General features: G+C 41.5%; 9 protein-coding genes. 2 read left to right on the top strand and 7 right to left on the bottom strand.

Annotation, left to right across the window (positions count from 1 at the left end; translation table 11 throughout):
- Window positions 1-2 precede the first annotated feature (2 nt).
- The 4 genes from metX to ileS all read right to left on the bottom strand — a co-directional run bounded on the left by metX (window position 3) and on the right by ileS (window position 6,776).
- Window positions 3-1,109 carry a homoserine O-acetyltransferase MetX gene (gene metX, locus ATCC51562_RS03765; RefSeq protein WP_021090808.1) on the bottom strand — a complete coding sequence of 369 codons (1,107 nt, stop codon included), beginning with the start codon at window positions 1,107-1,109 and terminating at the stop codon, window positions 3-5.
- A complete protein-coding gene (gene guaB / locus ATCC51562_RS03770) occupies window positions 1,109-2,557 on the bottom strand; it encodes an IMP dehydrogenase (protein WP_021091009.1) in 1,449 nt (482 codons plus the stop codon). Before guaB ends, metX begins: the two co-directional genes overlap by 1 nt.
- A 4-nt stretch (window positions 2,558-2,561) precedes the next feature.
- Window positions 2,562-3,920, bottom strand: coding sequence for an Asp-tRNA(Asn)/Glu-tRNA(Gln) amidotransferase subunit GatA (gatA, locus tag ATCC51562_RS03775; protein ID WP_021090982.1), 1,359 nt, complete (start codon window positions 3,918-3,920; stop codon window positions 2,562-2,564).
- A gap of 99 nt (window positions 3,921-4,019) precedes the next feature.
- Window positions 4,020-6,776 (bottom strand): isoleucine--tRNA ligase, encoded by a 2,757-nt coding sequence (gene ileS, locus ATCC51562_RS03780; RefSeq protein ID WP_021090738.1) that lies wholly within the window; start codon window positions 6,774-6,776, stop codon window positions 4,020-4,022.
- 96 nt (window positions 6,777-6,872) lie between these two features.
- Here ileS and ATCC51562_RS03785 point away from each other — a divergent pair, with 96 nt between their 5' ends.
- Both ATCC51562_RS03785 and ATCC51562_RS03790 read left to right on the top strand, forming a co-directional pair.
- A complete protein-coding gene (locus ATCC51562_RS03785) occupies window positions 6,873-7,970 on the top strand; it encodes a CinA family protein (RefSeq protein WP_021090787.1) in 1,098 nt (365 codons plus the stop codon).
- 287 nt (window positions 7,971-8,257) lie between these two features.
- The gene (locus ATCC51562_RS03790; RefSeq protein ID WP_021090920.1) at window positions 8,258-8,446 is read left to right on the top strand and encodes a hypothetical protein; all 189 of its coding nucleotides are present in this window, start codon (window positions 8,258-8,260) and stop codon (window positions 8,444-8,446) included.
- A gap of 195 nt (window positions 8,447-8,641) precedes the next feature.
- Here the strand turns inward: ATCC51562_RS03790 and ATCC51562_RS03795 are convergent, their stop codons facing one another.
- From ATCC51562_RS03795 to ATCC51562_RS03805, 3 genes are read right to left on the bottom strand one after another with little or no spacing between them, the layout of a single operon-like run.
- Window positions 8,642-10,870, bottom strand: coding sequence for a transporter (locus ATCC51562_RS03795; RefSeq protein WP_021090559.1), 2,229 nt, complete (start codon window positions 10,868-10,870; stop codon window positions 8,642-8,644).
- Window positions 10,867-11,385: a LolA family protein gene (locus ATCC51562_RS03800; protein WP_021090875.1), complete on the bottom strand. Its 519-nt coding sequence runs from the start codon at window positions 11,383-11,385 to the stop codon at window positions 10,867-10,869. The genes ATCC51562_RS03795 and ATCC51562_RS03800 overlap by 4 nt, the downstream gene beginning before the upstream one ends.
- A complete protein-coding gene (locus ATCC51562_RS03805) occupies window positions 11,382-11,804 on the bottom strand; it encodes an acyl-CoA thioesterase (RefSeq protein WP_021091021.1) in 423 nt (140 codons plus the stop codon). The genes ATCC51562_RS03800 and ATCC51562_RS03805 overlap by 4 nt, the downstream gene beginning before the upstream one ends.
- Window positions 11,805-11,806 lie beyond the last annotated feature (2 nt).

Consider the following 11,806-nt stretch of genomic DNA (forward strand, 5'->3'; position numbering starts at 1 on the left):
TTCTATCCTTTTAATATATTTTTTATATATCCATCAAATTTTTCTATCTCGACCAAAAATGCGTCATGGCCGTAGTTGCTATCTATCTCTACGAAATTTGTATTCTCCCCTCGCCCCATCTCGCAAAGTGCGTCATAAATTTCTCTCATACAGCTTGGAGGAAAGAGTAGATCGCCTTTGAAAGCAATTAGATGCAAATTTGCTTTGATCGGCGCAAGAGCGTCTTTTAAGTTATCATAGTGTCTTGTGCAGTCAAAGATGTTCATCATTTTTACGATATATAGGTAGCTTAGCGGGTCAAACCTCTTTGGGAAGTTGTAGCCGTTGTACTCCATGTAGCGATCCACCTGAAAGCGTCCAGAAAGCTCGTAAAGGCCGTCTGTCTCGACGTAGTTTCGTCCAAATTTCTCATCCATGCTATCAGGGCTTAAAAAGCTGATATGACCTGCCATCCTGCCAAAAGCCATACCCTTTAGCCCATTTTTTCTTATAAAATCCGCGTCGTATTCGCCGTTTTTGAAATTTTCATCGTTTAAAATGGCTTCGATGGCGATCTTGTTAAACGCTATCGCCCAAGGTTTAGTCTGATAGGTGCTTGCAAGCATTATGATATCTTGCGCAAATTCTGGAAACTCGATAGCGTAGCAAAGTGCCTGCATACCGCCAAGACTGCCGCCTATCACGGCTTTTGCCCTCGTGATACCAAGCTCGCTAAATAGCCTCATCTGCGCCTTTACCACGTCACTTATAGCAAGGACTGGGAAATTTAGCCTATACTCTTTGCCACTACTTCTATCCACACTTAGTGGCGAGGTCGAGCCAAAGCATGAACCTAGGATATTTACGCAGATAACGTAAAATTTATCGGTATCAACAGCCTTTTTACTGCCTATTAACCCGTCCCACCAGCCAGCTTTCTCATCGCCTGCGTATGTGCCAGCAGCGTGGTGTGAGCCAGTTAGGGCGTGGCAGATCACGATAACATTGCTTTTATCAGCATTTAGCGTGCCGTAAGTCTCGTAAATAAGCTTGAAATTTGATAGCATACGGCCACTCTCAAGGTAGAGTGGCTCGTTAAATTTAATAGTTCTAGTTTGCAGATCTAACACTAATTAACTTTGTAGTTTGGTGCCTCGTGAGTGATAACTACGTCGTGGACGTGGCTCTCTTTTAATCCAGCGCTTGTTATCTCGACAAATTCAGCTCTTTCTTGAAGAGTTGGGATATCTTTTGCGCCGACATAGCCCATAGCGCTTCTTAGACCGCCTATTAGCTGATGGATTACATCTTTTATGCTGCCAGCAAATGGCACGCGACCCTCGATGCCTTCAGGTACAAGCTTGTCTTGAGCAGTACCCTCTTGGAAGTAGCGGTCTGAGCTACCCTTTGTCATAGCGCCTATTGAGCCCATGCCGCGATAGACTTTATACTGGCGACCTTGGAATGTTATAAGCTCGCCTGGACTCTCTTCGCAACCTGCAAGTAAGCTACCAGCCATAACGCAAGCTGCTCCTGCTGCAAGGGCTTTTGCCACGTCGCCTGAGTATTTTAAGCCGCCGTCAGCAATAACTGGGATGCCATATTTCGCTGCTTCGCTTGCGCAGTCATCGATAGCTGAAATTTGAGGCACACCAACACCAGCAACGATCCTTGTAGTACAAATCGAACCTGGTCCGATGCCCACTTTTATGCCGTCCGCTCCTGCTTCTGCTAGGTCTTTTACGGCTGCTGGGTTTGCGATATTGCCAGCTACGACATCGACATTAAAATTTGCCTTTACCTCTTTTAAAGTATCAATAATACCCTTTGAGTGGCCATGAGCTGAGTCGATAACGATGACATCTACGCCAGCATCAACTAGTGCTTTAGCACGGTCAAGCTGACCAACACCGATAGCCGCAGCTACGCGAAGTCTGCCGTAGCTATCTTTATTTGCGTTTGGATACTCTTTGCGTTTTTTTAGATCTTTTATGGTGATAAGGCCGTCAAGCTTGCCGTCTTTATCGACGATAGGTAGCTTTTCAACTCTGTTTTGAGAGAAAATTTTCTCCGCATCATCAAGAGTGCAGCCCTTTGGTGCAGTAATTAGCGGTGCTTTTGTCATGCGGTCTTTTACCAAAGTGCTCATATTTGTCTCAAATCTCAAATCGCGGTTTGTTAAAATTCCTATTAGTTTGCGGTCTTTGTCGATGACTGGAACGCCTGAAATATGAAGATCTGACATAAGGCTTAGAGCTTCAGCCACGGTCGCTTCTGGATTTATAAAGATAGGATCAATGATGACACCGCTTTCGCTTTTTTTGACGCGTTTGACCTCTTTTGCTTGGCTTTCAATGTCCATGTTTTTGTGGATGACGCCGATACCGCCGAGCCTTGCCATCATGATAGCAGTTCTATGCTCAGTCACCGTATCCATCGCAGCAGAGACGATCGGGATATTTAGCGTGACATTTTTGCTGATCCTGGTTTTCACATCAACTTGCTTTGGCAAAATTTCAGAGTACTGCGGTACAAGAAGCACATCTTCAAACGTTAAAGCTCTCTTTACTATCTTCATATTTTTATCCTTTTATTAAATTTTCTAGGCTCTTAGCACCATTTATCAAGGTCTGTTCGTCCCACGCTTTTGCGATGAGCTGGGCGCTCACGTTTAAATTTTGATCATCTTTGCCAACTGGCACAGAGATAGCTGGTAGGCCTGCTAAATTTACGCTGATCGTGTAGATGTCGCTTAGATAGGCTTGAAGCGGATCGCTGTGTGCTCCAAATTTATAAGCTGTGCTTGGAGCAACTGGCATGAAGATGAGATCGTTTTCTTCTAAAATTTTCTCATACTGAGCTTTTATATGCGCTCTTGCTTTTTGCGCTTTGATATAGTAGGCATCGTAATATCCGCTACTTAGTACAAATGTACCAAGTAAAATTCTTCTTTTTACCTCTTCGCCAAAGCCTTCTGATCGTGAGTTTATATATAGCTCTTTTAAATTTCTAGCATCCGCGCGTCTGCCATATCTCACACCATCGTAGCGGCTTAAATTTGCGCTTGCCTCTGCGGTTGCTATGATGTAGTAGGCTGCGACGTCGTATTTTGAGTCTTCAAAATTTGTGTAAGTTACGCTGTGTCCATGTGATTTTAGTTTTTCTATGGCTAAATTTAAAGCAGCTTTTGTCTGCTCGCTTGCGTTTTCGACGTAGTTTTTGATGACACAAATTTTTAGCTTTTTATTGCCATCTATCTTGTCGCTAATGCTCACAAATGGCACATCTGCGCTCGTGCTATCTTTTGGATCATGCCCAGCGATCGCGTCATATAAAATGGCTACGTCTTCTACGTTTTGAGTGATCGGTCCTATCTGATCAAGACTGCTTGAGTAAGCACCAAGCCCATATCTGCTCACTCTACCGTAAGTTGGCTTAAGTCCCACGCATCCACAAAATGCCGCTGGTTGGCGGATCGAGCCACCAGTATCGCTACCAAGTGCAGCTACTGCAAGGCCTGCTGCGACTGCTGCTGCTGAGCCGCCACTACTGCCACCTGGGACGTGAGCGTGATTTAGTGGGTTTAGTGTTTTGCCGTAAAATGAGCTCTCAGTCGTGTTTCCCATCGCAAATTCGTCCATATTTGTGCGGCCAAATGGAGCTAAATTTTTACTAAGTAACTTCTCAATGACAGTTGCGTTATATGGCGCTACATAGCCTTGCAAAATTTTAGAAGCACACGTGATGTTCCAGCCTTTTACCTGGATGTTATCTTTTATAGCGATTGGTACGCCCTCGCCTAGTTTTGCGATCTCTAAATTTGCTAGTTGCTCAACATAAGCGCCAAGCTCTTTTTCTTTTATGATCTTTGCTTCAAGCTCAGCTCGTAAATTTTTTATCTCTTCAGCTGAAAATTTTAAAGCTTCTTTCAAAGTTACCACTATTTTTATCCTTTAAATTTATTAACCAAAAATATGCCAAACAAGCTAACAACGACCACCGCAGCGATCGTTGTGACTATGATAGTTATGCTTACTGGCTCACTTAGCACTTATGACCTCTTCACATCTTGGGCATAGCGCATCTTCTTTGCTAGCGTTAAATTTCCAGCATCTTGGGCATTTGTGAAGATTGCTTACCATGATCTTAAATTTATCACCCTCCAGCTCAAACTCGGCTAGTGGCTCGCTATCGTCGTAAGGTCTAACTGAGCTTACCATGTAAAGATCAGCCACTTCGCGCTCGTCGTAGCTTGTGATGTTGTGGCTTGTGGTCTCTAGGCTTAGCTCTAAGGTTGATTTTATCTTTTTCTCTTTTTTAAGAACGTCCACGATCTCGTTAAATTTTTCCCTGCTGGCAAAAAGCAGCTCATCTTCAAAGCTAAGATCAAATTTGATTGGCTCATAGACTAGATCAAATGCGTCTTTTGCCTCGCCCTTGATGATCTTTGGAGCATAATCCATCACCTCATCAACGGTGTAAGTAAGCGTTGGAGCGATGAGTGGCAAAAGTGCCTTTGTAATGATCGCCATCGCGCTTTGAGCTGATCTTCTTCTTGGTGCGTCTTTTGCGTCGCAGTAAAGTCTATCTTTACAAACGTCAAGATAGACGCCGCTAAGATCGGCTGATAGGAAATTTAAAAGGATGTTAAAGCCCTTTGAAAAGTCGTAATTTTTAAAGCAAGCACTCGCCTCATCAAAAACCTTTTTAGCGCGTGCTAAGATCCATTTATCAAGGATGTTAAACTCTGTATTTAAGCTCTCTAAGTCATTTACGTTTGCTAGTAAAAAGCGTATAGTGTTGCGGATTTTGCGGTATTGCTCGCTGATTTGTTTTAATATATCTTCGCTTATCTTTAGGTCGCTTGAATAATCACTCATGCCAACCCAAAGGCGCAAAATTTCTACACCATGAGTTTTCGCCACGTCTTGTGGAGCGATGACGTTGCCCTTGCTCTTGCTCATCTTCTCGCCCTTAGCATCGACAGTAAAGCCGTGAGTTAGGATGCTCTCATAAGGTGCGTGAGAATTTATAGCTGTGCTTACTAGAAGCGAGCTTTGAAACCAGCCACGGTGCTGATCTGAGCCCTCAAGATACATGCTTGCAGGGTATTTGCCAGCATCGTAGTTGTCGCTTTGCAAGACCGCATGCCATGTCGAGCCACTATCAAACCAAACGTCAAGGATGTCCATCACTTTTTCTAAATTTTCAGCCTTGTATTTTGAGCCCTTTGGTAAAAGCTCGTCTATACTTAGCGCCCACCACGCGTCAGCGCCTTTTTCTTTAAAGATAGCCACGATGTGGTCTAAAATTTCACTATCAAATATAACTTCTTTTGTCGCTTTATCTCTGAAAAACGCGATCGGCACGCCCCAGTCACGCTGGCGTGAGATGCACCAGTCTGGGCGATTTTCTATCATCGAGCCTATTCTTTTTATGCCTACGCTTGGGTAGAATTTAACCTTTTCAAGCTCCTCGCGCGCTGTTTGCCTAAGTGTTTTTCCACCTAGTTTAGCCTCGTCCATAGCTATAAACCACTGCTTTGTGGCTCTATAAATGACAGGCTTGTGCGTTCTCCAGCAAAATGGATAAGAGTGTCTAAATTTAGAGACGCTAAGCAAGCTTTTGCCAAGTAGCTCTAAAATTTTCTCGTTTGCTTTAAAGATGTGCATACCGACAAACTCATCTACCACATCGCTTCTAAATAGTCCGTGATGTTTTATGCTCTCATCGTAGCAGCCACCATCATCAACCGGCATCAAAATTTCACTAAAGCCATATTTCAAACAGACGTAGTAGTCATCCTCGCCGTGTCCTGGAGCTGTATGAACAAGTCCAGTACCCCCATCCATCATGACGTGATCACCTAGTAAAAATCGTGACTTTCTGCCGTTTAGTGGATTTATCGCGTGAGTATTTTCAAGCAGGCTTGATTTAAACTCTTTTTTGACCTCGCCCTTGCTTAGACCGCTTTCTACGATACTCTCAAGTAGTGGCTTTGCAAAGATCAAATTTTCAGCTGTTAGGACGTAAATTTCAACTGGATTTAGGCTTATAGCTTGATTTGCTGGAAGTGTCCAAGGCGTGGTCGTCCAGATGACAGCGCTTGCCTCTTTTACGCCAAGCTTTTCTAGCGCGTCGCTGTCAAGACCAAATACTACGTAAATAGAATAGTCCTCTTTCTCCTCGTACTCGACCTCAGCTTCAGCTAGCGCCGATCTAGCCGCCCAGCTCCAATAAACTGGCTTGCTTCTTTCGACCAAAAGGCCTTTTTTAGCGATCTCGCAAAGCGCTTTGTAGATGTCGGCCTCAAACTCAAATTTCATCGTCATGTATGGATTTTCAAAGTCGCCGATGATACCAAGGCTTTTAAATTCATTTCGCTGAATGTCTATAAATTCTCTCGCGTGCTGTCTGCAAAGCTCCCTGATCTCGACCTTGCTAAGCTCTTTTTTCTTATCGCCAAGCTTTACTTCGACTTGTTGCTCAATCGGCAAGCCGTGGCAGTCCCAACCTGGCACGTAGCGGACACTTTCGCCGTAAAAATAGTGCGTTTTTGTGATGATATCTTTTAAAATTTTATTTAACGCGTGGCCGATGTGAAGGTGGCCGTTTGCATACGGAGGGCCGTCGTGGATGTTGAAGTTTTTAACCGCGTTTTGGCGATTTTTCTTCATTTTTTTGTAAACCTTGCGGTCTTCGTACCATGATTTTAGTCTTTGCGGTTCATTTTGTGGGAGATTTCCGCGCATCGGGAAATTTGTCTCTGGGAGTAAAAGTGTCTCTTTGTAGTCCATTTTTTACCTTGATTTTAAAATTTGCTAATTTTACACCTGTGCTGGTTAAATCACACTGAAAAATAGTATAATGAGGCAAAAAAAAGGAGCTTAAAAATGAGACAAAGTATCTTAATAATAGGCGAAGATCTTGAGATAAATAGAGAATTTCTAAACTACATTTTTCAAAGTTACGAGGATCATTTTGGCGAGCTTGGAGTGGTCAGTTTTGCTCCAAAAAATAGTAAAGAGCTGCCTTTTATCATCGAAAATTTATCAAAAGATTACGACTTTGTAAGCATTTTTGGCTCGGATGAAAATTTTGCCATCGCTGCAAAGATAGTAGCGACGCTAACTGGGGGCTCGCTAGAGCTAAAAGATAGCACGACGCTCGCGCTTAAAGATAGCTTAGACTACTCTAAAAATAGCTTTTTAGCCAGCCTAAATAACGCTCAGATAAATCTCATAAAAGCTAATCCAAATGAAGAGCTGGGCGAGTTTTTAGTCGAATACGAGCCTGATTTTAGCTACTTTCATCTAATAGACATCGACGCTGATAGTGCGAGGATCCTTATGCTGCCACTTGCTAAAACTTACGAAGTCGATATCACTCTTGCGCAGATCCTGCCAAATTTGATACTTGTAAGGGCAAAAAGCAATAAATTTGGACAGATCGAGAGCTTTTTACAAGGTGTAAAAACGCTGTTTTCTCAAAAATTTATCCCACAAAAAGATGTGATCGCCTTTATAGCAAACAAGCTCATGCAAAAGGGGCTTAAAATTTCATTTGCCGAGTCTTGCACGGCTGGGCTGGCGGCAGCTAAATTTGCAAGATATGGTGGCATCTCAGCTAGCTTTGATGGCTCCTTGGTGACTTATGCAAATCACATAAAGCACGAGTGGCTGGGCGTCGAGGACGAGATTTTAGAAACTTACGGAGCCGTGAGCGAGCCTTGCGTAAAGGCGATGATAAAAGGTACGCTAAGTACGACAAATGCGGACTTTGCACTTGCTATTAGCGGTATCGCTGGGCCAGGTGGTGGCACAGCTAGCAAGCCAGTTGGCACGGTATATGTCGCAGCTGGCGATAGAGACGGTAACATCGAGGTTGAGAGGCTTCTTTTAAAAGGGGATCGCAACTACGTAAGAGGGCAAAGCGTGCTAAGTGCCTATCTATGCCTACTTCGTCTAAAAAGTGAGATATTTTTTGCTTAAAATTTGTCTTTAAAATCTTTCGTGAAAGTTAGCTTGCTAAAAATTTTTATATTAAAGGATCAAAAGTGCCAAATTTAGGAAGCTAAAAAATGCTTAAAAATTTTACTACTCATCATTACTGTGTTATTTGCATTTGCACCAAGATGTAGCCGAGAGAGATAAAAGCAAGTAACTCGCCTTTGGATACATTGGCGCAAAATTTTTATGGATATGCCGATAAAGAGAGTAAAGAAGTTGTCACAAAAAGATAGACAAGTGCTCATAAAATACGCGACTATGTCATCTATGTGGATGACCTCATAGACCTTAGCGAAGGCAAGATTCCTCAAAATGGCAATAGCTTGGGGCTAGATAAATTTATAAGCGAGATTAGTAGTGGTGAGTTTAGCTCTTATGCCAAATTTATGCGAGCTTACGGCGCCTCATGCCGTGCAAATTTAGTAAGCCATAAGTGTATTTTTGTAAGCGGAAAATAAAGCTTTCAAAAAGGGCAGCGTTTGCGAAAAGCTAAACAAATCGCTATTTAAGCTACCGTATAAATTTGATCTCATTTCAGCCTCAAACGTCCAAAACGAGGTAAATAAAATGCAGACATAGGCAAAACTAGCCGTTAATAAATTTTTTGCCAAAAACCATAAACTAGATAAGCTGCTTGGAGTCTAAAAATCAAACTAAATTTTTATATTTTTACAAGATAAAACGCTAGCACATAGCCCATATATCAGCACGCAAAGACTAACGCTTAATCCAAATACGCTAAGAGCAGCGGTCTGGCTAAAAGATAGCGTAAAAAACGAGATAAAACTCGTAATAAATGCGCAAAATATCCCATAAATTCGCTCTTTTTCGCTAAGGCTATCATTTAGCGCAAATATCATGTAATCAATCCCAACAGCGCTTGCAAGTATGAGTCCAAAGACACCAAAAATGCTTAAATTTATGCCAAAAATAGCAAAGATAAAGAGCGTAAGAAGCACGCCAAAGATGATGACGCCCATCACAAGTGCCGAGATAAGCGCACTAAAATAAAACCATAGCAGTAAAAACGCGACCACAAGTGCTGCTATTTTTAGCTTTAGAGCAAGCTCTTTTGCCTGAGTTAGGCTCTCATTTAGCGAGTCAGCAAAATTTAGGCTAAAAGCGTTGTGGCGCTCCAACACCTCATAACTTTGCGCCACTTTTACAAAGCCGCTCGCGTAAGCCACACTTGCATTTTCATCAAGCATAAATTTCTTAAAATCCCTCATCGATTTTAGAGCCAAAATTTCATTCGCGCTAAGCTCTTTTTGGTCCAAAACCTTTAAAATTTCACTTCGCACTTCATCTTTGCTAAAGCCAAATTTCTCATAAATCACATAAATTTGCTCATCATCAAGTACCTTTTTAAAGGCCTCTTTTAGCTCACCCTGCTCGCTTTTACTTAAAAACATATCACTTAGTGAGCTCTCATCTTTTATCAAATTTCTCTTTTTTAGCTCGGTTAAAAGGCTCTTTTCATCACCCAAAATGTCACCTCTTGATCTTGTCACGATCATAGTGTTTTGGTTATTGCCAGTTAGACTTAAGATATAAGAAGAGTCTGCTAGCAGGCTCTTTGGCATATTTGAGTAGTCTTTTACGTTTTCACTTTTTGATAAATTTTTAAGATCAAAGCCAAGAAAAATAGCTAACAAAATAAGCGAAAAAGCTAGAAATTTAACCCCCAAATGCCTAGCAACTAGGGCGGAAAGCTTGCAAAATTTAGTTAAAAACCTATCAAAGAGCTTTGATCTATAAAATTTCACCCCTTCAAAAACCAAAGGCATGAAAAAGTAGCTAGCCAAAAACGCAGCAACAAGCGCAAACGCCGAAAATAGCGCCACCTCTTTAAGCAACCTAAGATCAGAGAATGTAAAAGCAAGGTAGCCACTAAGCGTGATAAATAGGCCTAGTAAGAAAATTTTTAGCATATTTTTTATACTACTAGCCCTGATCACTTCGCCCTCGTTTTTGCTAAGCCAGTGCAAGACGTAGTCAAACATGAGTCCAATGAGGCTTGTGCTTATTAAAATAGTAAGGATATTTAGCTCACCAAGGCAGAGTAAAGTGCCTGCAAATGCCACAATAAAGCCAAATACAGCGATAAATATCACATAAAAAATTCGCAAATTTCTAAAGGCAAGCATCAAAAATATAGCGGTTAAACTAAGCGAGACCACACTCATATAAAGGCTCTCGCTCTCGTTTTTTTGCTTTGAAAATGCCTGATATATGGCACTTGAGTGCACAAAAAGCTCGTTTTGTCCAACTTTTAGCGCATTTAGCTCGTTATAAAAATTTATTAGCCCCTCGCTCGAAGCTCCCTTTTTCAGCTCGCCTTTTAGCAAGAAAAAGCTCTTCTCTCCGTCCTTTACCTCAAGCATGAGATCTGCTAAATTTAAGCTTACGTTGCCATTTTTTACGCTAAAGCCACTACTTAGCGAGAAAAAATCATCTTTTACATTTAAAAGTCTAAAACTAAAGCTACTAAAAATTTCCTCTGCGCGCTTTTTAAAAAAGGCGTTTTTATCGTTTTTTAGAAGCTCTAGATCAGCCCTACTTAAAAGCGCGATCTTTGAGCGGTTGATGTCACTTTTTATATCATTTAAATTTATCTCAATGTTCGCCTCAAAGCTCTTAAAAAGCGAGCTTTTAAGAGCTAAATTTTGGACGTTTTTAGCTAGCTCTTTGGAATTTACAAGTACTAAAAAATTTGACGCCATCTCATCTTGCACCTCTTTTAGCACCTTTGCCTCTTTGGCGTCTTTGAAATTTATCAGTGAAAAGATGTCAGTTTGTACGTTTTTTAGGCTCGCAAGCGAATATCCAAGCGAGGCTAAAAAAATAAAGATAAAAGCCAAGATCGTGGCTAGTTTTTTCATTTTAGACTAAACTCATTTATCGTTTTATCGCCGCTTACCTCGTCAAGCTCGATCTTTTTTACCGCCTCATCGCCACTTATCTTTATGGATTTAAAAATTTGTTTAAAGAGTAAATTTTTAGGGCTTAGCTCTATGCTCCACTCTTTTAGGCTGCCACTTGTTTTTATATCAAATTCTTTTCTAAGCTCGTTTTCATCGAGGCTGATAATGGCCAGAAAGAGCTTTTCGTCAAAATTTGCACTCGTCTTTTCAAGCTTGCCATTTTCGTTTTTAAAAATGCCATCTTTATTTATAAAAACCTTTGAGACGACTGGCTCTAGCGTGTCCCAGTAAAGACCACCCTTTTCAAGCCTAAACTCGCCTATGCTTTTTATGTTTTTATTAAAGCCAGCCAGGCTCTTTGTCTGCGTGAAATTTCCGGCTACGCCATCTGTTTTTACTATATTTTTAAGCTCACCCAGCTCATAGCCAAAGCAAGATATAAAAATGGCTAAAAAAAGAGCTATTTTTTTCATAAATTTTCCTTTTTCGTGTAAGCTTTAATCGCCTTTATTAGAGCCTCTGGCATCTCAAAGCAAGTTTGTAAGCTCTTCATATCGATGACAGCTTGCGCGGTATTTGCCTCGCTTAATTTTTCGCCCTTTTCATTTTCTATAAGATAGTGAAATTTCAAAAATGTTTCGCACTCGTTAAGCGTCGTCGTGACCTTGATAGTGTCGTTAAAAAAGGCTGGACGTACGTACTTTACGTCAAGCTTTACGATAGGAAAGGCGTAACCATCTTTTTTCATAGCGATGTAGTTGTATCCTAGCTTGTCAAGTAGCTCGCAGCGCGCCATTTCTAGGTACTTGACGTAGTTGCCATGCCACATCACCTCCATGCTATCAACATCAAAAAACGCCACTTTAAATGTGCTAACGTGTGAAATTTCCAAAT

This window comes from Campylobacter concisus ATCC 51562 (assembly GCF_000466745.1).
Classification (GTDB): domain Bacteria; phylum Campylobacterota; class Campylobacteria; order Campylobacterales; family Campylobacteraceae; genus Campylobacter_A; species Campylobacter_A concisus_B.

What these genes read in the sequence shown, in the direction of transcription:
- ATCC51562_RS03785 (WP_021090787.1), top strand. Translation starts at nt 6,873, where the DNA reads ATGAGACAAAGTATCTTAATAATAGGCGAAGATCTTGAGATAAATAGA.
- guaB (WP_021091009.1), bottom strand. Translation starts at nt 2,557, where the DNA reads ATGAAGATAGTAAAGAGAGCTTTAACGTTTGAAGATGTGCTTCTTGTA.
- ATCC51562_RS03800 (WP_021090875.1), bottom strand. Translation starts at nt 11,385, where the DNA reads ATGAAAAAAATAGCTCTTTTTTTAGCCATTTTTATATCTTGCTTTGGC.
- ATCC51562_RS03795 (WP_021090559.1), bottom strand. Translation starts at nt 10,870, where the DNA reads ATGAAAAAACTAGCCACGATCTTGGCTTTTATCTTTATTTTTTTAGCC.
- ileS (WP_021090738.1), bottom strand. Translation starts at nt 6,776, where the DNA reads ATGGACTACAAAGAGACACTTTTACTCCCAGAGACAAATTTCCCGATG.